Source organism: Psychrobacter sp. 4Dc (genome assembly GCF_002836715.1).
In the GTDB taxonomy this organism is placed as follows: Bacteria; Pseudomonadota; Gammaproteobacteria; order Pseudomonadales; family Moraxellaceae; genus Psychrobacter.
Window position 1 is genome coordinate 19230 of sequence record NZ_PJAT01000086.1, and the last position, 22587, is coordinate 41816.

Annotated in this window: 17 protein-coding genes; 8 read left to right on the top strand and 9 right to left on the bottom strand. The window is 44.0% G+C overall.

Annotated elements, in window-relative coordinates:
- Positions 1 to 80 precede the first annotated feature (80 nt).
- From CXF61_RS05760 to CXF61_RS05770, 3 genes are all read left to right on the top strand, one after another.
- Positions 81 to 2555, top strand: coding sequence for a membrane-bound PQQ-dependent dehydrogenase, glucose/quinate/shikimate family (locus CXF61_RS05760; RefSeq protein WP_165597495.1), 2475 nt, complete (start codon positions 81 to 83; stop codon positions 2553 to 2555).
- A gap of 346 nt (positions 2556 to 2901) precedes the next feature.
- On the top strand, positions 2902 to 3903 hold the full coding sequence (locus CXF61_RS05765) for an LLM class flavin-dependent oxidoreductase (protein ID WP_102092171.1): 1002 nt from the start codon (positions 2902 to 2904) through the stop codon (positions 3901 to 3903).
- Positions 3904 to 3951: 48 nt separating this feature from the next.
- On the top strand, positions 3952 to 4116 hold the full coding sequence (locus CXF61_RS05770; protein WP_156410686.1) for a hypothetical protein: 165 nt from the start codon (positions 3952 to 3954) through the stop codon (positions 4114 to 4116).
- Positions 4117 to 4226: 110 nt separating this feature from the next.
- On the opposite strand, the gene CXF61_RS05775 is transcribed toward CXF61_RS05770, so the two are convergent.
- The 5 genes from CXF61_RS05775 to ispF all read right to left on the bottom strand — a co-directional run bounded on the left by CXF61_RS05775 (position 4227) and on the right by ispF (position 9695).
- The gene (locus CXF61_RS05775) at positions 4227 to 5186 is read right to left on the bottom strand and encodes an AEC family transporter (protein WP_165597496.1); all 960 of its coding nucleotides are present in this window, start codon (positions 5184 to 5186) and stop codon (positions 4227 to 4229) included.
- A 239-nt stretch (positions 5187 to 5425) separates the two neighbouring features.
- Entirely contained in the window at positions 5426 to 7321 is a 1896-nt protein-coding gene (mnmG, locus tag CXF61_RS05780) for a tRNA uridine-5-carboxymethylaminomethyl(34) synthesis enzyme MnmG (RefSeq protein ID WP_165597497.1), read from the bottom strand.
- 588 nt (positions 7322 to 7909) lie between these two features.
- Positions 7910 to 8458: a hypothetical protein gene (locus CXF61_RS05785; RefSeq protein WP_165597498.1), complete on the bottom strand. Its 549-nt coding sequence runs from the start codon at positions 8456 to 8458 to the stop codon at positions 7910 to 7912.
- 266 nt (positions 8459 to 8724) lie between these two features.
- Positions 8725 to 9075, bottom strand: coding sequence for a Grx4 family monothiol glutaredoxin (gene grxD / locus CXF61_RS05790; protein WP_057759647.1), 351 nt, complete (start codon positions 9073 to 9075; stop codon positions 8725 to 8727).
- 116 nt (positions 9076 to 9191) lie between these two features.
- On the bottom strand, positions 9192 to 9695 hold the full coding sequence (gene ispF, locus CXF61_RS05795; protein WP_165597499.1) for a 2-C-methyl-D-erythritol 2,4-cyclodiphosphate synthase: 504 nt from the start codon (positions 9693 to 9695) through the stop codon (positions 9192 to 9194).
- A gap of 260 nt (positions 9696 to 9955) precedes the next feature.
- Here ispF and mnmA point away from each other — a divergent pair, with 260 nt between their 5' ends.
- Entirely contained in the window at positions 9956 to 11182 is a 1227-nt protein-coding gene (gene mnmA, locus CXF61_RS05800; protein ID WP_165597500.1) for a tRNA 2-thiouridine(34) synthase MnmA, read from the top strand.
- 212 nt (positions 11183 to 11394) lie between these two features.
- Positions 11395 to 12786 (top strand): adenylosuccinate lyase, encoded by a 1392-nt coding sequence (purB, locus tag CXF61_RS05805; protein WP_165597501.1) that lies wholly within the window; start codon positions 11395 to 11397, stop codon positions 12784 to 12786.
- Between the two features lie 180 nt (positions 12787 to 12966).
- Here the strand turns inward: purB and CXF61_RS05810 are convergent, their stop codons facing one another.
- Positions 12967 to 13152, bottom strand: coding sequence for an NF038104 family lipoprotein (locus tag CXF61_RS05810; RefSeq protein WP_165597502.1), 186 nt, complete (start codon positions 13150 to 13152; stop codon positions 12967 to 12969).
- A gap of 190 nt (positions 13153 to 13342) precedes the next feature.
- Between CXF61_RS05810 and CXF61_RS05815 the strand changes: the two genes are divergently transcribed.
- Positions 13343 to 14515 carry a cupin domain-containing protein gene (locus CXF61_RS05815; RefSeq protein WP_165597503.1) on the top strand — a complete coding sequence of 391 codons (1173 nt, stop codon included), beginning with the start codon at positions 13343 to 13345 and terminating at the stop codon, positions 14513 to 14515.
- Between the two features lie 192 nt (positions 14516 to 14707).
- On the opposite strand, the gene CXF61_RS05820 is transcribed toward CXF61_RS05815, so the two are convergent.
- From CXF61_RS05820 to CXF61_RS05830, 3 genes are all read right to left on the bottom strand, one after another.
- Positions 14708 to 15400 carry a 1-pyrroline-5-carboxylate dehydrogenase gene (locus CXF61_RS05820; RefSeq protein WP_101204808.1) on the bottom strand — a complete coding sequence of 231 codons (693 nt, stop codon included), beginning with the start codon at positions 15398 to 15400 and terminating at the stop codon, positions 14708 to 14710.
- A gap of 11 nt (positions 15401 to 15411) precedes the next feature.
- Positions 15412 to 18675, bottom strand: coding sequence for a bifunctional proline dehydrogenase/L-glutamate gamma-semialdehyde dehydrogenase PutA (putA, locus tag CXF61_RS05825; RefSeq protein WP_165597504.1), 3264 nt, complete (start codon positions 18673 to 18675; stop codon positions 15412 to 15414).
- Between the two features lie 738 nt (positions 18676 to 19413).
- Positions 19414 to 20709: an NCS2 family permease gene (locus CXF61_RS05830; protein WP_101204806.1), complete on the bottom strand. Its 1296-nt coding sequence runs from the start codon at positions 20707 to 20709 to the stop codon at positions 19414 to 19416.
- Between the two features lie 628 nt (positions 20710 to 21337).
- On the opposite strand from CXF61_RS05830, the gene tolQ reads away from it, so the two are divergent.
- Together tolQ and tolR are read left to right on the top strand one after the other, a co-directional pair.
- Positions 21338 to 22060 carry a protein TolQ gene (gene tolQ / locus CXF61_RS05835; RefSeq protein WP_057759620.1) on the top strand — a complete coding sequence of 241 codons (723 nt, stop codon included), beginning with the start codon at positions 21338 to 21340 and terminating at the stop codon, positions 22058 to 22060.
- Entirely contained in the window at positions 22057 to 22515 is a 459-nt protein-coding gene (gene tolR, locus CXF61_RS05840) for a protein TolR (protein ID WP_160021950.1), read from the top strand. The genes tolQ and tolR overlap by 4 nt, the downstream gene beginning before the upstream one ends.
- Positions 22516 to 22587 lie beyond the last annotated feature (72 nt).

Sequence of the window (22587 nt, forward strand, 5' to 3'; positions counted from 1 at the left end):
TATTTGGTCGAATGAAATTGATTTGCGACTAAATATCAATACATATTAACTTGCTCTTTTGTAAACAGGTGATACCGCTCATGGAAAAATTCGTAGCGATCATTATGGCAATTTTTGCCGCCCCTCTACTCATTGGCGGCGCTTATTTATTGTCCTTAGGCGGTAGTCCTTACTACCTCATTGCTGGCGTCATTATACTAACGACAGCTTTTTTATTGTTCAAAAAACACTGGAGTGCTTACGGGTTATATGCGCTATTTATCGTAGCGACCATGGCTTGGGCACTTTGGGAATCTGGGTTCTATTGGTGGGCGCTAGCACCTCGAGTTGGCTTCCCGCTTATATTTGGTTTGCTCATGCTATTGCCATGGGTATCCAACAAAATGCGTGGGCCTAAAACTCAAGTAGCTTCAAATAGCACACCAACTATAAACAACGTTAAGAAAAGCCCTCTGTATTATTGGGGACTGCTCGTAAGCGTAATCGTAGGTGCACTACTCTCTTTTGGTAGTCTAGCTAATAATGCCACTGACAAACTCGGTGAGCTTAACTTGACTGCTGCAAATGATGACGAGCAAAACGTCAGCTCAGATGAGACCTCAGCCAACCTTGGTGACCCGTTATCAAACGGTCAGCAAACGCCAGATGGCGAATGGAGCGCGTATGGTCGTACTGATTATGGTCAGCGCTACTCACCTCTAGATAAAATCAATACCGATAACGTCAAAGATTTAGAGCTAGCATGGCAAATCCAAACAGGTGATGTCAAAGGTCCTAACGATGTCGGTGAGACCACTTATCAGGCAACACCATTAAAGATTGGCAACGGTTTATACTTATGTACCCCTCACAACTGGGTACTAGCGCTAGATGCCGACTCTGGTGAGACGCTGTGGAAGTTTGATCCTCAAGTAGAGGAAAACTTACAACGTCAGCACCAAACCTGTCGCGGCGTATCTTATTATGCGGGTCAAGCGACCAGCCCCGTGCAAGTACAGAAAATTGCTGGTAATACCTTTGAAAATGCATCTAAGCAATGCGATGCCAAGATATTTATCCCAACGTCTGATGCGAAGTTGTATGCACTCGATCCAAATACTGGGCAACGCTGCCAAGACTTTGGGGATGATGGTGCATTAGACTTGATGCATAACATGCCGTTCAATCAAGCAGGTTACTATTACTCGACGTCACCACCAGTCATCGCGGGTGATACTATCATCGTCGCTGGTGCTGTCAATGATAACTATGACGTCAACTCGCCTTCTGGTGTGATCCGTGCATATGATGTCAATACCGGTGAGCTTCTTTGGAACTGGGACTCAGGTGATCCTGACAATACAGCACCTTTCGATGTCAATGATCCAACCCAAACTTATAAGACCAGTTCGCCAAATTCATGGTCAGTCGCTACTGCCGATGAAGAGCTTGGATTGGCCTACTTCCCTATGGGTAACCGCACACCGGATCAGCTAGGTAGCTACCGAAATGCCGCTGAAGAAAAGTATGCAACGTCTGTTGTCGCTCTAGATATCGAGACTGGTGAAGCACGCTGGGTTCAGCAGTTTGTCCATCATGACCTTTGGGACATGGACACGCCTGCGCAGCCAACCTTACTTGATCTAGATACGGCCGATGGTGTACAGCCTGCGCTAGTTGTACCAACCAAACAAGGTGATGTATACGTCTTGAACCGCGCAACGGGTGAGCCTATTGTACCGATTAAAGAACGTCCTGCACCGCAAGGCTATCTCATAGCGGGAGAGCACGCAGCGCCAACTCAGCCTTATTCTGGCTTGAGCTTTGAGCCTGAACCACTGACTGAAAAAGACATGTGGGGTGCCAGTCTCGTCGATCAAATGATGTGCCGTATTGAGTTCAATCAGCTCAACTATGATGGTCGCTATACCCCGCCATCAACCAATGGTAGCTTGGTCTATCCTGGTAACTTTGGTACCTTTAATTGGGGCGGTATTGCAGTCGATCCTGAGAATGGCGTGATGTTTGGTATGCCGACTTACTTGGCATTTACCTCAAAACTCATTCCTAGAGATACGTTGGGCGATGCAGAGACCAATAAAGGCGAGCAAGGCGTCAATGCCAATGAAGGGGCAGATTATGCAGTAGAATTAGGTCCCTTCTTGTCACCATTAGGCGTGCCATGTCAGCAGCCACCATGGGGCACGATCGCTGGTGCTGACCTAGCCACAGGTGATATTGCTTATCAACGCAAAAATGGTACGGTACAAGACTTGTCTCCTATTCCTATCAAACTGGAGCTAGGCGTACCTGGTATCGGTGGACCTATCATCACCAAAGGTGGCGTCGCGTTCTTGTCAGCGGCGACAGAAAACAACTTCCGAGCTTATGATTTGAAAAATGGCGACGTGCTATGGAATGTCCGTATTCCAGCAGGTGGTCAAGCCACGCCAATGACTTACTTGAACTCTAAAGGTGAGCAAATGGTCGTATTGGTCGCAGGTGGTCATGGTTCAGTTGGCACAACCATTGGTGATTATGTCTTAGCTTATAAGCTTGGTGACCAAGATAAATAATGTTGCATTTGGTTCTTAAGATAGTGATTATTGAACTTATCATTATCTTATAATCGACTAATTAGAAAAGCAGGTAACTTAGGTTGCCTGCTTTTTTTAATGCCTTCTTTTTCTAATGCCATAGTGTAATGCCGCGAAGTTCTGTTATGACCTACTTATGGTTTATTTATCGCTTATTTTGACCAAAGATAACCTTTATAAATACACCTTAATAATTGTTAAGCGAGCTTAAAAACATAGTTAACTGACTTTGTTATGATTCATTAACAGTGACTAGCGGCACTTGAAACTACCACTGTCTATAAGCATATCAGTAGAAAATAATTTACACACTACTGGAACATTTATGAGTAATAAAATCCCTTTATCTTTTTTAGATCTTGCGCCTGTACCTCAAGGCAAAACCATCGCTGAAGGCATCGCCCAAACAGTGGAAACCGCGCAGCAAGCAGAAAAATCAGGCTTAAACCGCTACTGGATGGCAGAGCATCACAATATGCCGGGCATCGCCAGTGCAGCCACCTCAGTACTACTATCGCATATCGGTAGTAAAACCGACCGTATCCGTATTGGTGCTGGCGGCGTTATGCTACCGAACCATGCCCCTCTCGTGATTGCTGAGCAGTTTGGTACTTTGCAGGCATTATATGGTGACCGTGTGGACCTAGGCCTAGGCCGTGCACCTGGTACTGATGGTGCGACGTTTCAGGCACTTCGTCGACAAATGAAAGATGCCGAACGCTTTCCACAAGATGTGCAAGAGCTGATGTATTTCTTAGGTAATGATACAGATGGCAGCCCTGTACAGGCATTCCCTGGCGCAAAATCAGGCATACCGATTTGGATATTAGGCTCTTCTCTATTTGGTGCGACTTTGGCTGCACATTTAGGACTACCTTATGTGTTTGCCTCTCACTTCGCCCCGCAAATGCTTGGGCAAGCAATTGAGGCTTACCGTGAACAGTTTAAACCGTCTGTCTATCTAGATAAGCCTTATGTGATGCTAGCTGCAAACTTATTGCTGGCTGATGATGATGCGACCGCCGAGTATCATTTTACTTCAGCACAGCAGAGTTTTGTACGTCTGCGTCGTGGCGAAACAGGTCAAATGCCTAAGCCTACCCACGATATGGACAGTATCTGGAGTCAAGCAGAGAAAATGATGGTAGACAATGCATTGTCAGTATCATTCATTGGCTCTGTCGACACGGTCAAACCAAGACTCGCTGCGTTTTTGGCAACCTATCAGCCAGATGAGCTGATTGTGACGGCCAATATATATGACCAAGCTGCCCGTATCCGTTCACTTGAACTTACACCGGAGCTAAACTTATTTACTTTACAATGAAATGAGACACTTGCATAATTATTGATGAACCTTAACTGGATTTTTGACATGGAAGCAACTCCCATTATCGGTGCATCGCTCATGATTGGCTCGTCGATATTTATGTATATCGTCGCCTTTCTTGCAGTTATGGCTATCGGTGGTTATTTAACCTATCGTACTAGTCCAAAGCGCAAGCAGCGCCGTGAAGACAAGCGTAATAGCGAACGCTAGATTAATACCAGAAGCCCTCTTTTCTTATTTGAAAAGAGGGCTTTTTTAATGCTGTTAAAATTAGATAAGGCGAAAGTACTTACTTATTTAAAGATAGTATAAAATCTGTATTACATTAATCCAAGGGCACGTAACGTCGCTGCCCCAATCGCCATACCAAACATGCCGACAACAGTGGTAAATGCCAAAATATTAGCCGCCAATACATCATTACCACCCATTGCTTTTGCCATGACATAGCTGGCTGCAGCTGTTGGTGATGCTACCATCAAAAACAACACCCCCATATGCACACCTGACAACCCAAACCCGAGCCCAACAGCGATCGCAATCAATGGTGCAATGACAATCCGACCAATACTTGCCTGCATGGATAAGCCCGAAGGATGCAACATAGACTTTAGGTTAATACTAGCACCCGCACAGATCAGGGCTAACGGCAGAGCCACCGCTGCTAATAAGTCGCCAGTCGTATGAATCACCCCTGTAAGTGGTGGCAATGGCAGTGCTTTATAGACGAATGCCCCAACCAATGCCAAAATTAGAGGGTTGGTCAGTAACTTTTTCACAATCATCGTACCGCGACTAACCCATGTGTCATCCACGCTTTTGGATACGCGGCTTAGAGTAATGACTGCTAAGATATTAAACAGTATCGTCACCACGCCCATATAGACAGCGCCGATACTTAATCCTTGTACGCCATAAGCATTGGCCACGGTTGCAAGGCCAATGATGGCCATGTTGCTACGGAATACGCCTTGTACAAACACACCTTGGTCTTCAGGACGCTTGACGAAGCGTTTGGCATAAAACTCTGCGCCAATAAACAATATAAACGTCACCAAGATACCAACAAGAATAAGCGTAATTTGCTTACCATAATCGACGTCGCTATCAACCACGCTAAAAAACAATAAACACGGCAAGCAATAATTAAAGACAAAACTTGATGCCTGATCGATAAAAGTTTGGCTTGCCTCACCGCGTCGTTGCATAAAAAAACCCAACCACATTAAGGCAAGGTTGGGTAAGACAATGGTAATAGCAAAAACAATAGCATCAATCATAAGTAGACTCAGTTCGGTGACAAGCCCATCAATATATGGACATCAGCGAGACAAATTAACAAGTAGTAAGAAAATTTACTGACCTAGTATAGAGACAAAGTAGCAAGTAGGACAAGGTTACAGGTGACTTTCTTTTAAAACTGACTGTTTTTTTGACAAACAAAAGCCCGTAACGAAATGTCGTTACGGGCTTTTTATACTATAAGTGCTTTATTATAAAAGGCTTTATTGCATAGCTATTATGAGTCCAATGCAGCTTTTGCTTTTTTATGCTTTTTAACCGTCATCGCCAACAATTGAATGGCAGCAGGGGTTACACCGCTTACGCGTCCCGCTTGAGCTAGCGTCGCAGGACGAACTTGCGTAAGTTTCTGTACTATCTCATTTGATAGTCCTGACACAATACTATAATCAAAGTCTAACGGCAGCGCCGTATTTTCTAGTCGCTTCATTTGATCAATATCTTCTTGCTGACGATCGATATAGCCGGCGTATTTGACAGAAATCTCTATCTGCTCACCCACTTGTGCATCAACGGTCGAGTCAGTTATAGCGGCGATATCAGCAAAATGTATCTGCGGACGCTTTAGCAAATCGAAGGCAGTCGACTCTTTAGACAACACTTCACCTGTTTGCTCAGTCACTTGCTTACCTAAAGCATTAGCAGGCGTTGCCCACATATCTTTTAGACGTGAGGTTTCTGTCGCGATAGCTTCCATTTTTTCTTGATACGCCTGCCAGCGCACATCGTCAACCAAGCCAAGCTTGCGACCTGTTTCAGTCAAGCGTTGATCTGCATTGTCTTCACGTAGCAATAAACGATACTCTGCGCGGCTCGTAAACATACGATACGGCTCGGTAGTACCGTGGGTAATCAAGTCATCGACAAGCACCCCAAGATACGCTTCATCGCGGCGCGGTGTCCACGTGTCAAACTCGCTATTATTAGTAGTGACCAATGCCGCATTGGTACCTGCAAGCAAGCCTTGTACGCCCGCTTCTTCATAGCCTGTCGTACCGTTGATCTGACCCGCAAAGTACAGACGATCAATCGACTTAGTCTCAAGCGTTGGCTTGAGGTTTTGTGGATCAAAGTAATCATACTCAATCGCATAACCTGGACGAGTAATATGGGCGTTTTCTAAGCCTTTCATACTATGAATAAAGTCTAACTGCACATCAAATGGCAAACTGGTCGAGATACCATTTGGATATAGCTCATGCGTGGTCAGACCTTCTGGCTCGATAAAGATCTGATGGTTGTCCTTATCCGCAAAGCGATGAATCTTATCTTCAATCGATGGGCAATAACGTGGGCCTACGCCTTCGATTTTTCCAGAGAACATTGGTGAACGGTCAAGGTTTTCACGAATAATGTCATGAGTACGCGCATTGGTATGGGTTATATAACAATTGACCTGCTCAGGATGCATAGAAACATCACCCATATAGCTCATCACTGGCAACGGCGTATCACCCGGCTGTACGGTCATCACGCTAAAGTCAACACTACGCGCATCGATACGTGCTGGCGTACCCGTTTTTAAACGACCAACTGGCAGCTTGAGCTCACGTAAACGATCTGCCAACTTGATAGAAGGCTGATCCCCTGCACGGCCACCATTTGAGTTCTCTAAACCAATATGGATAACGCCGCCCAAGAAAGTCCCTGAGGTTAATACCACTGTTTCGGTCTTAAAGACAATACCTGTAGAAGTCACAACAGCCGTTGCACGACCATTCTCTACCAAGATATCATCAGCGGCTTGCTGGAATATATCTAGGTTTGGCTGGTTCTCTAGCGTATGACGGATAGCCGCTTTGTACAAGATACGATCTGCTTGCGCACGCGTGGCACGAACGGCAGCCCCTTTACGACTATTTAGTACGCGAAACTGGATACCCGCTTTGTCCGTTGCCAGCGCCATTGCACCGCCTAGCGCATCAATCTCACGCACTAAATGCGATTTACCAATACCGCCAATCGCAGGGTTACAACTCATCTGCCCGAGCGTCTCAATATTATGCGTCAACAATAAGGTCTGTGCGCCCATACGTGCAGCCGCCAGAGCAGCTTCTGTACCAGCATGACCACCGCCGATCACTATCACGTCGTAATGTTTTGGGTATTGCATGTGTGCCTCACTTGACTCATAACGCTGCTGATTGCCATATCTTATGTTCAAATAAGAAAACAGTCAGCAAATAAACGTCAGTCGAATTTATAAGAAGATAACGACTTAGATAAGTCGTTCATAATTGGTTAGGGCATGTTCTTATTTTGAAAATGGTGATAAAAATGAGGTAAATTGCAGTCGAACAAGGAAAATAGCGCAGATAATATCAGGCTATCAACCAGCTATTTGACATAGTTTGGCAATATTTAACCATTTTTAGCCCATTCAGATGCTTTTGTTCAGATTAAGGACACGCCCTGAATAACCCATAATTATAACAATTTTTTGATACTTAAAAAACGTTAGAACAAAAACTATTAAAATTAAGCGAAAAGTTCTCTACTCTGGTTACTGTCTTACTAGTTGTTGCCTTACTAGGGCGTGTCTTCATTTTAAAAATGAGATAAATTGCCTTCAAACAAGAAAAATAGCGCAGATAATATCGGGATATTAAATAGCTATTTGACGATGTTTGGCAAGATTTAGCCATTTTTAGCCCATTTAGATGACTATCGGGTGAATTGAAGACACGCCTTAGTTACTATTTTAATCATCATTTTGATTATTATTACCAGGGCTAAGCGGTACGATCTGATCTGATTGACCACTAGACAGCATATGATGGCTACCATACCCTTCTGGATTGATCTGTAGATAGGCGTTCATTTGACCAATCGCCTCACCATCATCACTCGCTAAAATCTGCTCTTTGATGAGCTCAACTGGCGGTAATGGTAAGTTTTTAAGCAATGCCAAACGCTGATGGTTATCACCCTTGTTGACTACCAACTCGATAAGCTGACGGGCATCGATTGGCAAATCTGGTGTGTTCTGTGCCAATAACGCTAAATGATAAGCACCTGCAGGATCTTGGTCTACAACGATGCGCTGCTCGATAGCCACATATGTCGCTTCAGTTGCGCCGCCTGCCACACTAAGCTGATGAATACACTTAAGAGCTGAGTATGACTCATTATTAGCAATCTCAATAATACATGTCGATACATTTTTTAAACGTTCACGGCGTTTTTCAATCGCTGCCTGCTCAGCCGCTTCTCTTTGCTCGTTTAACTGTTCGCTGGTTTGGTTATTCATAAAGCTCTCTTACTCATCTGATAATTATTATTTATATCGCTGGTATCTTGGACACTATATGGGGGTAAATCCTATAAAAACAACGAAGCCTAATAACATAGGCGCGTGAAAATACTAATGGGGACAAGAATAGATACGCTACTAACGACAATAATAGCGACAATAAAAAACCCAAATAGCCATTAAATGACTACTTGGGTTTGCTATGCTCGTATCTTACAAAGGCTAATTGGACATTAAAGACATCCAATTCACACTTTCAAGTATTAAGCAGCAGGGCTGTTTGCTTCAACCAATGGCTTTAGCTCGCCTGATTGATACATTTGCAAGATAATGTCTGATCCGCCCATTAGCTCGCCATCAATCCATAACTGCGGGAACGTTGGCCAATTCGCGATTTTTGGCAACGTTGCACGGATTTCTGGGTTTTCTAAAATGTTTACAAACGCAAATGGACGACCAATCTGAGTCAACACTTCAATAGAGCGCGCTGAAAAGCCACACTGTGGAAATTGCGGTGTGCCTTTCATGTAGATAATAACTTTATTGTCACGGATTTGATCACGGATCAATTGTTCAACGTCGTTTGCAGCAGTGTTTGGGGTTTGCTCACTCATAAAAGCTCCTATTGATAAAGCGGTTCATTAAAATGATTATTTATATAAAATAATTGTATAAAGACGTGGCTGATACATGGGGCGACTGCCGCTGTATTACAAGCACGAATTTCAATCTATGTAGGTTCGACAGCATTAGGGACTAATAATACCACGGCATTGGCCATGATGCCCTCTTGACGACCCGTAAATCCCAATTTTTCAGTCGTGGTGGCTTTTACACTGATATTGCTAATATCCGTTTGCAGGTCACTAGCAATATTGGCGCGCATTGCTAGATTATGCGGCGCTAACTTTGGACGCTCGCACATCACGGTAATATCAGCATTGCCTAGGCTGTAACCAGCCTCTTGCACTTTACTATAAACATAACGCAGTAGTACTCGTGAATCCAATCCAGCATGTGCCGCATCGGTATCGGGAAAATGCTGCCCGATATCACCAAGCGCCAATGCACCAAGCAGCGCATCAGCCAATGCGTGCAAGACCACATCCCCATCAGAGTGTGCGAGCAAACTATGAGAATGCTCAATAGGCACGCCCGCTAGAATGACATATTGCTGCTGCTGACCATTATTATGAAATGCATGAACGTCGATACCTTGACCAATTTTTATCATTATTATTCCAAGATGCATTAAACGTGATTAAAATAATTCAAAACCACTATCTGAATTTTCAAAGTGGTTTTACTAGTAGCCAGATACCATCGGTCGCCACCAGTTTCAATTAACTGGTATAATATGATGTTTATTTTATCATAATACCAGATCCAAAAGACAAGCTGACGTTGTTGTGCTGAGACTACGTATTGTAGTGATTACATAATACTTGGCGTCGGCATGTACTTTGGATAACGTATAAATAGTTGAGCCGTTTTATGTCAGCCATACAAAATACCTCAAGCACAACCGTTTCTGAGTCTTTTAATGCTCATCGCCCTTTAACACTTGCTGATGTCGAAAATCCTAGCACCAAGCATGTGATCGTCGGTATGTCAGGTGGGGTCGATTCTTCTGTATCAGCCGTATTACTTCAACAGGCAGGCTTCAAGGTCGAAGGCTTGTTTATGAAGAACTGGGAAGAAGATGACGGCACCGAATACTGTACAGCGATGGATGATTTAGCAGACGCGCAAGCCGTATGTGACAAAATCGGTATGAAACTGCACACGGCCAATTTTGCTATGGAATACTGGGATCGCGTATTCGAGCACTTTTTGGCGGAATATAAAGCAGGACGCACCCCAAACCCTGATATCTTGTGCAATAAAGAAATCAAGTTTAAGGCGTTTTTGGACTATGCGTTGACGCTTGGTGCAGATTATATCGCGACCGGTCACTACACGCGCCGCAGTGTAAACTATACCAATGCCGAAGGTGACGAGGTTGCGCAGCTCTTACGCGGTCTTGATAACAACAAAGACCAAAGCTATTTCTTACATGCGGTTGGCGGTGACAAAATCGCCAAAACGCTATTCCCAGTTGGTGAGCTTGAAAAGCCAGTGGTACGTCAGATTGCTGAAGAGCATGACCTAGCGACGGCTAAAAAGAAAGACTCTACGGGTATTTGTTTTATTGGTGAGCGCCGCTTTAAAGACTTCTTACAGCAGTATCTGCCTGCCCAAAAAGGCGAGATACTTACTGATGATAATAAAGTCATCGGTACTCATGACGGCCTCATGTATTACACACTGGGTCAACGCGGCGGCATCGGCATTGGCGGGGTTAAAGACCGTGTAGAGGCACCGTGGTTTGTATTGGCAAAAGATTTAGAGAAAAATCGTTTAATCGTCGGTCAAGGGCATGAACACCCGATGCTAATGAGTAACGAGCTAAAAGCCTATAAGCTCGATTGGATTGATGGTTTACCGCCTGCGGATGTGTTTAGCGACGAAGGTCTAATTTGTATGGAGAAGTCTCGCTATCGCCAGCCAGACCAAGCGTGTCGCGTATTTGCGACCAATGCTGATGGCAGCGAAGTGCGCGTGGTATTTGATGAGCCACAGCGCGCCGTCACCCCTGGTCAGTCAGCGGTATTTTATATCGATGAAGTATGTCTGGGCGGCGGCGTGATTGAATCTATCGATGCACCTTGCGGATTTTAATTGCTTCCTAAGACCCAACTTAAAGCACAGATGTTGATGCAGTGAATAGATTGATTTTAACGAGCGTCAACATCGCTTTATTTGCATAGACCGCTTTTTTAATATCATATTTCTGCTATATTACGCGCAACGATTTCGACGTCGTTTATTATATGGTAATTTTTTATCCAGACTCTTGCAGTTTTTTATTTCATAACTACTGAGGCATAACCATGACCCCACTTACCGCTCTCTCTCCAATTGATGGCCGTTACGCATCAAAGGCTGACAGCTTACGTCCTTATTTATCTGAATTTGGTCTAATCAAAGCCCGCGTTACGGTAGAGATTCGCTGGTTGCAGTCTTTAGCTGACAACAGCGCAATTGGTGAATTAGCAGCATTTGATGACCAGACCAACGCTTTTTTGAATGCAATCGTTGATGATTTTAGCGAAGCAGATGCTCAAGCTATCAAAGACATCGAAGCGACGACCAATCATGATGTAAAAGCGGTTGAGTACTTTATCAAAGACAAGTTCCGTGGTCAGGATGCCTTAATCGATTCACTTGAATTCATTCACTTTGCCTGTACCAGTGAAGACATCAATAACCTATCGTATGCATTGATGCTAAAAGACAGCCGTGAGCTCGTCGTTGCCAAAATGCAGCAACTGACTGATAGTATCGTTGACTTATCTATTGCTCATGCTGACCAACCAATGCTATCACGTACGCATGGTCAGACAGCCAGTCCAACAACACTGGGTAAAGAGATGGCAAACGTGGCCTATCGCCTAGCTCGTCAAATCAAGCAAATCGGTCAAGTAGAGTTGTTAGGTAAGATTAACGGCGCCGTTGGTAACTACAATGCCCATTTTTCAGCATACCCTGATGTTGACTGGCAGACTCACGCTGAATCATTCATCAATCAGCGTTTAGAGTTAACATTTAACCCTTATACGACTCAGATTGAGCCGCACGATTATATCGCTGAGTTGTTTGATGCTGTTAAACGCTTCAATACAATCTTGATCGACTTCAACCGTGATATTTGGCAATATATTAGCTTAGGCTATTTTAAACAGCGCCTAAAAGACGGTGAAGTTGGCTCTTCTACTATGCCGCACAAAGTTAACCCAATTGACTTTGAAAACTCTGAAGGTAACTTAGGCGTTGCCAACGCTATGCTAGCCCATTTGGGTGAGAAGCTACCAATTTCACGTATGCAGCGTGACCTATCTGACTCAACGGTGCTGCGTAATATCGGTGTTGGTCTAGCACAGAGCATGATTGCGTTTGATGCTTGCCTAAAAGGTGTGGGTAAACTTGAGCTAAATGCACAGCGTTTAAATGATGACTTGAATCAAGCGCAAGAAGTATTGGCAGAGCCGATTCAAACGGTCATGCGTCGCTACCGCGTTGAAAACCCGTATGAAAAGCTAAAAGCCTTGACTCGTGGTAATGCCATGACTCGTGAAGCCATGCTAACGTTCGTCGAAAGCGATGAGCTATCGGCAGTTAGTGATGCGGATAAAGAACGTCTACGTGCATTGACGCCTGCCACTTATATTGGTAATGCCGCTGAGCAAGCACGCGCTATTAAAGAATGGATTGCCAAGCTTTAATAACTGATAAGAGTATACTTGTAATAAGATCGGACTAGAAAGGTAGGAGCGCCTAGTATTATTTACTCGCTCCTATCTTGATAGCTATTGTCTAAATAAACAGTAACCTTACTTTGAATACTATGACTGGTTTTGATTCGATTGCTTTTGATTCAAAACCCATAGTCGATAAGTAAGGTTTTATTTTTTATCATCATCGTCATCACTGTCGCCTGGTATGATGGCTTTACCTACAGCAACGGTTCCTTTGACCACGCCTTTGGTAGCTTTATAAGCGATTTTTGCGGGTACTGTGACGATTTTATGGACACAAGCTTGTAGCAAAAACACGCTAGCGATGATGACAACAAAATGCAACTTTTTCATAACGTTCCTACGACTGAGTGGATGCTCTAATGACAGCTATTATTTTGATAATCGTTATTGCTTACATGTACTATATAAACGTCACCAAAATAATAGACATCAAATAGATGACAATCTTAAACTATTAAAACCTTCCTATAAAGCATCCCTTATTATTAATCTTGTACACCGCCAAAATATGGATTTATCAATGACTTCTATTCCTCTTTGTTTACCCGACTCTATCACGCCTAAGCAATTCCTGACTGAATACTGGCAAAAGAAGCCACTGCTTATTAAGCAAGGGTTGCCGCAGCTAGTTGATATGTTTGAGCCAGATGACATGATTGGTCTTGCACTTGAAGAAGATGCTAGCGCAAGACTGCTGACTCAAGCAGCCAGTAAAAAAGAAGGTCAGGCACAGTGGCAACTCAAAAAAAGCCCACTGAATGAGACTGATTTTGAAAACCTACCAGAGCAATGGACCGTATTGGTGCAGAATCTTGAGCAGTGGTCACCAGAGCTTGGCCAATTGTGGCAAGCATTTGACTTTATTCCGCAGTGGCAGCGCGATGACATCATGGTATCTTACGCACCAGCAGGTGGTTCGGTCGGTAAGCATTATGACGACTACGATGTATTTTTGGCACAAGGCTATGGCTCTAGACGTTGGCAGTTAGGCAAATTCTGTGATGACCAGACAGAGTTTGTTGCTGATGAGCCTTTACGCTTGTTCGACGACATGGGCGAGCTTATTTTTGATGAGATACTAGAAGCGGGTGATGTGCTTTATGTACCACCGAAATTATCGCATTTCGGTGTGGCACAAGATGACTGTCTGACTTTCTCGTTTGGATGTCGTCGTCCAAACCTGATGCAAATCATCGATAGTGTGGCCGATATCGCAACCAATGACAGCAAGTTATTTATCCCGATGCTACTACCGCAAGCGCTACAAGCGTCAGGTGAATTGCAATCAGATAGCATTGCGGCTATCAAGGCGCAATTGCTAGAGATGCTACAATCTGATCGCGGTGATGATATGATTCGCCAAGCAGTCTCAGAAGTGGTTAGTAAACGTCAATATGATGCGCTGATGCCAGAAGAGACGTTAGATACCGATGAGCTAATGCAAGCGCTATCAGAAGGGGCCACATTGCAGGCGGACTATAGCAACCGCCTACTCTATAGCCAGACCACTGATGGCACCGTGCTATATGCCAATGGTCAACGTATCGATGGGCTCGATGAAGCGGCGATAGCAGTACTAGTACGCTTGGCCAATGGTGAAGCATTACAACATAGAGACATCACCGATGTTGATGCAGATGATTTGAGCGAATGGCTAGAGAACGGCTGGGTATGGGTGGATATTGCCGAATAAAATTCCATAATCAAATTTCAGCCAAACAGCGCAAATAAAAAAAACCGCTATCTGATAATTACTCAGATAGTGGTTTTTTCTTATACATCTTATACAGTTACTAGTTTGGCATTTATAGCGCTACCAAACACGGCTTAGTCTTTATGAAAGTTGGTATAAAAGCTAAGCGGATTCGTAATTAATGCAGTTCTTCTACTCTGTACCAAGCTCAAGCAAGCTCGCGTTACCACCGATTGCTGTGGTATTGATAGTCTTGACTCGCTCAGTGACAAAACGATGCAGATAATCAGGCGTTAGCATTTCTGACAAACCTTCCATATCAGTGACACTGATAACCTGTGTCAAAATACCGTCAGTATTGGCAAGCTCTTGACTGATGGCTTGCACTTCGCTGCGGCTACCAGAGACAGCCACTTGTGCTAGACGATCGATATATAAAAGCGTGACTGTTTGCGAATCGTTAGCCACACTCAATACATCTTCGCTGATACCTGTGTCGTGCAGTATCTTAGCAGCTTCATTACACATCTCATCTTGGCTTGGGCAATGCAATATAACTTCATTACCTGTCAACAATGCCGCGATAAGCTGACCTAATACTGCCATGGCTCTAGCAGTTTCGCCACCGATGACCATCGTCTTACCACGACCAGTCACATACAAGTCATTGGACTCGCCTGTTGCCCCTGTCATACGATGCATCTCATCCAAGCTAGGCGCAGCGCTCAACAAATGGTTGAATAAACGCTTTGCTTTATTAGCGTCACCAGTGAGCAATGCCAATTTTGGAATGGCTGCTTGTAGATACGTTGCGCGGTTGACTGCGCCGAGTAATCGCCAAGATTCACAAACCTGGGCATGATTTTTTTTGAATTCAGTCGCCATGTTGCTACTCCTTATGCGAGTTCTGTTTGAGTGGTAGTTTGGGTTTCGGTTGCTGTCATATGAGCAGCTGACTGTTCAGCATTGACTGATTCTGAGCTAAGTTGCATGAGACGCGCGACATAGTGCGGGCCACCAGCTTTAGGACCAGTACCAGATAGACCACAACCACCAAATGGCTGTACGTTTACGACCGCGCCGATTTGGTTACGGTTGATGTAAGTGTTACCGACAAATGCGCGGCGCTCAATGTGCTCAACAGTATTTTCGATACGGCTATGGATACCTAACGTCAAACCAAAGCCTGTATTGTTGATGGCATCAATCAGCTTATTCAAATCACGCGCTTGATAACGTAGTACGTGTAGGATTGGGCCAAAGTGCTCACCACCGATCACATCGATGCTCTTCACTTCGATTGCGGTTGGCAATACAAAAGTAGACTTCTCTTGACTGACGACTGAGCTTGAGCTCATCGGCGTCTGTGCCAAAATAGTAGCAGTCGGCTCAGCACTCATACGTTCGATGTGCGCCTCTAAACCATGCTTAGCATCCGCATCAATTACTGGACCTACATCTGTCGCAGCATATAGAGGATTACCTACAGACAGCTCAGCCATATTGCCTTGCAACAGCTCGATTAAATCATCCGCCATCTCTTCTTGTACACACAATATGCGACAAGCTGAACAACGCTGACCTGCTGAACCAAATGCTGATAGTACCGCATCTCTAACGACTTGCTCTGGCAGTGCTGTTGAATCAACGATCATTGCGTTTTGACCGCCAGTTTCAGCGATAAAGACCGGCAATTCGCCACTGTTTTGTGCATGATCATTTAGGCTTTGGTTGATACGTTGGGCTGTTTGAGTAGAACCTGTAAATATCACACCTGCGATATTATCAGCAGCCGTCAAAGCACCACCTACGTCGCCTGCACCAATGACCAATTGCAATGCTTCTGCAGGTATACCCGCTTGATACATCAACTGGGCACCAAAGTGAGCTACCAAACTGGTTTGTTCAGCAGGTTTCGCTACTACGGTGTTACCTGCAGCAAGTGCAGCTACAATCTGTCCCGTATAGATAGCCAATGGGAAGTTCCATGGACTGATACAAACGAAAGTGCCACGTGCTTTATACACTTGACGAGACTGCTTACCAGCCAAGTCTGTGAACTCATGTACGACGTCATCTAGACGCTCTGCTTCGTCAGCATAGAAACGACAGAAATCAACGGCTTCTTTGATTTCATCGATGCCATCTTGCATGGTTTTACCCGCTTCAACTTGGCATAGTGCCATTAGCTCAGCGTAGTTCTCTTCGTATAGCTCAGCAATCTTACGTAATATCTCAGCACGCTTAGCTGCTGGTACATTTTTCCATACATCTTGACCAGCAACAGCAACGTCAATCGCTTGGCGAGCCACTTCAGCATTGGCATAAGTTACTTCACCAGCACTAACTTCATGATTCCAAGGCGCAAGTACAGTCTGCTTATCAAGCTGATTCGTTTGACCATCTACTTCATAGGTATCAACAGCTTTACCATTAATGATAGAGGTTGCTGACCATGTCTTATGCAGATGGCTATCAATAGCTGATTTGAACGGCAACCATTGTGACTCTACAAAGATATTAGGGCCAAAACTTGCACGACGTTCACCGTAAATCTCTAACGGTAACGGGATGTCTGGATTATGCAATGTTGCATTACCAAGCAGCTTGTCGTATGGATGCACTGTTAGCTTTTCGATTGGATAAGACTTGTCTAGCAACTGATGAACAAACGAGCTGTTGGCACCGTTCTCAAGCAAGCGGCGTACCAAGTACGGTAGCAAGTCTTTATGCGCGCCCACAGGAGCGTAGATACGTACAGGAATCTCATAAGCTTGCAAAATATGATCATAAAGCGCATCGCCCATACCATGCAGACGTTGGAACTCAAAGTCCCTATGTGCACTCATGGTCATGATTGATGACAGTGTATGCGCATTATGCGTCGCAAACTGTGGCCAGATTAGCCCGCGCAGATGATCTGACAATAAGAAGCGCGCACAAGCAAGATATGCAGTATCCGTACCTTCTTTACGTGTCCAAACTGGATAGCCTGATAGACCTTTTTGCTGAGCAAGTTTGATCTCAGTATCCCAGTAAGCGCCTTTTACTAGACGTACTGGAATACGATCACCGACTTCAGTAGACAAACGAGCCAGCCATGCTAATACAGCGATAGCACGTTTAGAGTACCCTTGTACAACGATACCTAAACCATCCCAGTCTGCCGTTAAATTATCACGGTACAAAGACTCAAACAGTTTTAGAGAAATCTCAAGGCGATCTGCTTCTTCAGCATCAATACTGATATCGACATTGACTTCACGTGCCGCTTCAATCAATAGCAGGCAGCGCTGACGCAATAAGCCCATTACTTGCGCTTCTTGCGTGGCTTCATAGCGAGGATGCAGTGCTGATAATTTGATAGACACTGACGGCTTTGGCATGCCTTCTTTGACTTTTACGTTCGCCGTAGCTCTGATCGCATGTAGATAGTCATTGAAGTATTTTTCCGCATCTTTATGCGTGATAGCCGCTTCACCTAACATATCAAATGAATAGGTATAGCCTCTATTACGATATGGCTGGCTGTTTTTATTGGCGTCTTCGATGGTCTCGCCCAATACAAACTGATGGCCCATGATACGCATGGCTTTTTGCATCGCACTACGAATGACAGGCTCACCCATCTTTTTAGTCATGCGATCCAAGAAACCTGATGCAGTGGTGCTGCTGTCAATACTGACAACGCGACCAGTCATCATCATGCCCCAAGTAGAGGCATTGACCATAAAGCCATTGTCATTTTTAATGTGCTTTTTCCAGTCAGCCACACTCATTTTGTCATGAATCAATGCATCAGCCGTATAGTTGTCTGGCACACGAATCAAGGCTTCTGCCAAGCTCATTAGCAAGATACCTTCTTGGGTATCAAGGCTATACTCAAGCAATAATGAGTCAACCATCTTGACGGCTTTACCATCATTACGTACGTGCTCGACCAGTTTGCGCGTTTGCTCAGCAGCAGCATCGCGTTCTTCTATACTGGGTTTGGCAAGTGGCAATAACTCAGACAACCAACGTTCTTCATCGGCGCTATATAGCGGTGAGATACGCTTATTTAGCTCTTCTGCTGACTGGGCGAGATACTCAGGCGACAGCATATCAACAGGATTAAACAAGATCGGCTCTTGCGGGGTAAACTGGTCTACTGGGTTCATAATAACTCCATAACTATCGTTTAAAAACCATAATAAATGGTGCTTTAGGAAGTCTGATCGTTCTGTATAACTGCTCATAACCGCTATCAAAAAATAGTGGTTATTGACGGATATTCACAGCAATAATCAAAAGACCAAACGGCGCCATCACAAAACTAAAAATCCAGCATAGGCTGGAGACGGTTAAGTAGGTCGTTCGACTGTTAAACGGGCTACGTTAACAATACAAAGGCAACAACGAAAAGCTAAGCGGCATTAGTGCCTTCTTCTTGTTAGTAGTGAAAGGAGTGTGATGACCAAATATCGCCTTATTGAACCGAAAAATCGCTCTAATAATCACAAATCTGTCATCTTTTATGATGCTAATTCACTGTAAGAAAAACCTCTACGGCGTTGATTGAGGTGATGCGCTTAACTCGGCTATAATATCACGAAAGTTTTTTTCAAACTAACGAAATTTATTATTTTCATAAATTAATATATATCTAAATAACAATAACTTACAAGCACTTTATTGGCCATGACGCTTTGGTTACGTTTTTTTGTTTACTATTGCCCATAGTTTGGCATCACCCTAATTAATACTGGTATCAGAAATACTAAACATTCATGCCAAGGATACTGAGCTCAAATTAAAACGATAGGCTTATAATGCTGACAAAAAAAACCCTCCTTATCATCAGCTGATAAGGAGGGTTTCTTGTTTAAGACGCTATTAATGTCTTACTACACGTTGCATTATAAGAAAATAATCTTGAACAATAATATAGCAGTCAAAATCCAGACAGCGATACTGATATCTGCAAACTTGCCTGCAATTGCTTTTACAGCCGTAAAGGTAATAAAACCAAGTGCGATGCCGTCAGCGATAGAGTATGTAAGCGGTGTGAATAGCAATACCACGACCACTGGTGCTGCTTCTGTTAAGTCGCTCCAGTTAATGTCCTTTAGGGTACCCATCATAAGTACGGCTACATAAAAGATAGCGCCAGCCGTTGCATAAGCTGGAATCATACCTGCTAGCGGCGAGAAGAAAATACTGAACAGGAATAGCACACCTACCGTAACAGCCATTAAGCCTGTACGGCCACCTGAGGCAATACCAGAGATACTCTCAATATAGCTAGTCGTCGATGAAGTACCCAGTAAAGAACCCGCTACTGTCGCTGTTGAATCAGCAAGTAGTGCTTTGCCCATGTTCGGGATATTGCCATCTTTGTCCGTTAATTTTGCTTGGCTAGTGGTAGCAATCAAAGTACCAGCAGTATCAAACAAATCGACAAATAAGAAAGCAAAGATAACACTGATCATGCCCACATCAAATGCACCAGCAATGTCTAACTGCATCAGCGTCGGTGCAATAGAAGGCGGTGAAGAGATGATACCTGTGAACTGTGTATAGCCCATTAATAAGCTAATCAACGCAACCAATAAAATACCAATGGTTACCGCACCTGGGACTCTCTTGTAAGACAGACCAATGATAACAACAAAACCTAATGAAGCCATGACAGGACCGAATGATGTCATGTCACCAAGACCAACTAAAGTTGCATCATGATTGACGATGATGCCTGCGCTTTGCAATGCAATAAACGCCAAGAACGCACCAATACCAGCGACTACGCCATTTTTGAGAGACGTTGGAATGGCATTAATGATTGCTTCACGAATCTTAAATAGACTCAATAGTACGAAGATACAACCAGACAAGAACACCGCACCTAACGCTGTCTGCCACGCGTAGCCCATACCAAGCACCACACCATAGGTAAAGAAAGCATTAAGCCCCATACCTGGTGCCAGCGCAACTGGTAGTCGGGCGTAGATACCCATGATGAAACAACCTACTGCTGCTGCTATACAGGTCGCTACAAATACGGCCCCTTTATCCATACCTGCATCGGCTAAGACGTTAGGGTTGACAAAGATAATATAAGCCATCGTCAAGAACGTGGTTATACCAGCGATGATTTCTGTTTTGATCGTGGTATTTTCACCATTAATCCCAAAATAGCGTTCAATTGCATTCATAAGTGTCGCCCCCGACTGGCTAATAAAAAGTCATCATTACCTAAAATTGAACATGACCTCAGCGAAAAAATAACGATGCCACAATAAGAATAATGTAGTAACAAAGCGTAACATATTAGACCAGTTATCTTACAAACTCAATCGTTGATAATGTCTATCTCGTACAAAATAGGATTTTGAGAGACTTCAAGACTATCGGTCAGAAAAGCCACATGAAAAGCTATATATAGTCATGCTGCTCGACGCTATTCGAAAAACTACTTTCTACTCGTCATTGAGGAAATATTCGGTTTGAGTCATAAGTTTTAGGTAATAAGTATTTGCTCGGTCATTATCCATGTTATCCAACTAACTATTGAATGAATCAGTAGTAGCCCAACTAAATAGTCGTTTAACACATTAATAATGACCTTTCTCTCATTTAGAAGTAAACTAGGGGGTTATTATACCGATACCTAAATCGCGATACTTACTGTTGCAGCATTTTTCTAAGCACAGTTACAAATTTTTAGTGAAGAAACGTGCTGCGTATTAAATAATAAAAAGTAAATAGTGTTTGTTTAGGGGTTGTCTGGTTCGGATATCACTATTCCAGCCAGCTGTTGTCAATTATTCGTGAGTCCATTACATGCCTGAATCATTAAATATTGTCGATCTTATTACCCAAGCCAGTCTATTGGTGCAGATTGTGATGGCACTATTGTTATTAGCCTCTTTGCTCAGCTGGGTTATTATCTTTCGCATGAGTGCGCGACTTGGTACAGCCAAAAACTTTGATCAACAGTTTGAGACTTGGTTTTGGTCAGGCGAAGACTTAGCCAAGCTATACCAAGGCATTCAGGGTTCTCCTGATCGTCAAGGACTTGAGCAGATTTTTTATGTGGGCTTTTCAGAATACCTAAGAATGCATAAAAAGCGTCAACCTAAAGACGACATTATCGATGGTGTTGAACGCAAGCTACGCGTCGGCTTAGGTCGTCAGCAACAATTGCTAGAGTCAGGACTGACGACGCTAGCCAGCATTGGCTCCGTTGCTCCGTACATCGGATTGTTCGGTACAGTGTGGGGCATCATGAATGCCTTTTTGGGACTGTCGCAAACCGAGCAAGCTACCCTCGCCTCGGTAGCGCCCGGTATCGCGGAAGCACTGATTGCCACAGCTATGGGTTTGTTTGCCGCTATTCCTGCTGTATTGGCATACAATCACTTCACAGCAAAATCGAGCCGCTTGTATGACTCGCGTGCCTTATTTTGTGATGAGATGACGGGCATGCTGCAGCGTGAGACCAGCGTACAAGCACCTATTAGCAAAGAAACCCAAGTTAATGCAGGTCAGGTGACAGGGCTATGAAACCAAACCCCTACGGCCGTGAAAAAAAAGCTCTTAATGCAGAAATGAACGTCGTACCTTACATTGACGTCATGCTGGTGCTACTGGTGATCTTTATGGTGACAGCGCCGATGCTGATTACAGGCGTCGATGTTGATTTGCCAAAAGAACAAACCAATACCATGAGTCAAAGCCAATTACCTGTGATTGTCTCGTTGACTGACAAGGGTGATATTTTTATCAGTTATGAAAGCAATGTCGACGTGCCAGTAAGTGAGCCTGAGCTGATTAATACATTGTCTAACCTGCAGTCTCAGAGCGATAATAATAATGCTGAACCAGTACAGGTGATGATCAATGCCGATCAAAACAATCAGTACGGTGCCATCATGACGCTCATGGCAACCTTGCAACAAGCAGGTATCGAAAAAGTTGGGTTACTAACCGGTGCACCACTACCCACGCCTTCTTTATAGTGATAAGCGTCCTTTAGTAAATGTCTTATATCATAATAGCCTATTCTAGTAATCCATCTGACAAATCACGTT

Bases quoted from the DNA above. Each gene is read 5' to 3' on its own strand.
- CXF61_RS05760 (WP_165597495.1), top strand. From the start codon at position 81: ATGGAAAAATTCGTAGCGATCATTATGGCAATTTTTGCCGCCCCTCTA.
- CXF61_RS05765 (WP_102092171.1), top strand. From the start codon at position 2,902: ATGAGTAATAAAATCCCTTTATCTTTTTTAGATCTTGCGCCTGTACCT.
- CXF61_RS05770 (WP_156410686.1), top strand. From the start codon at position 3,952: ATGGAAGCAACTCCCATTATCGGTGCATCGCTCATGATTGGCTCGTCG.
- CXF61_RS05775 (WP_165597496.1), bottom strand. From the start codon at position 5,186: ATGATTGATGCTATTGTTTTTGCTATTACCATTGTCTTACCCAACCTT.
- mnmG (WP_165597497.1), bottom strand. From the start codon at position 7,321: ATGCAATACCCAAAACATTACGACGTGATAGTGATCGGCGGTGGTCAT.
- CXF61_RS05785 (WP_165597498.1), bottom strand. From the start codon at position 8,458: ATGAATAACCAAACCAGCGAACAGTTAAACGAGCAAAGAGAAGCGGCT.
- grxD (WP_057759647.1), bottom strand. From the start codon at position 9,075: ATGAGTGAGCAAACCCCAAACACTGCTGCAAACGACGTTGAACAATTG.
- ispF (WP_165597499.1), bottom strand. From the start codon at position 9,695: ATGATAAAAATTGGTCAAGGTATCGACGTTCATGCATTTCATAATAAT.
- mnmA (WP_165597500.1), top strand. From the start codon at position 9,956: ATGTCAGCCATACAAAATACCTCAAGCACAACCGTTTCTGAGTCTTTT.
- purB (WP_165597501.1), top strand. From the start codon at position 11,395: ATGACCCCACTTACCGCTCTCTCTCCAATTGATGGCCGTTACGCATCA.
- CXF61_RS05810 (WP_165597502.1), bottom strand. From the start codon at position 13,152: ATGAAAAAGTTGCATTTTGTTGTCATCATCGCTAGCGTGTTTTTGCTA.
- CXF61_RS05815 (WP_165597503.1), top strand. From the start codon at position 13,343: ATGACTTCTATTCCTCTTTGTTTACCCGACTCTATCACGCCTAAGCAA.
- CXF61_RS05820 (WP_101204808.1), bottom strand. From the start codon at position 15,400: ATGGCGACTGAATTCAAAAAAAATCATGCCCAGGTTTGTGAATCTTGG.
- putA (WP_165597504.1), bottom strand. From the start codon at position 18,675: ATGAACCCAGTAGACCAGTTTACCCCGCAAGAGCCGATCTTGTTTAAT.
- CXF61_RS05830 (WP_101204806.1), bottom strand. From the start codon at position 20,709: ATGAATGCAATTGAACGCTATTTTGGGATTAATGGTGAAAATACCACG.
- tolQ (WP_057759620.1), top strand. From the start codon at position 21,338: ATGCCTGAATCATTAAATATTGTCGATCTTATTACCCAAGCCAGTCTA.
- tolR (WP_160021950.1), top strand. From the start codon at position 22,057: ATGAAACCAAACCCCTACGGCCGTGAAAAAAAAGCTCTTAATGCAGAA.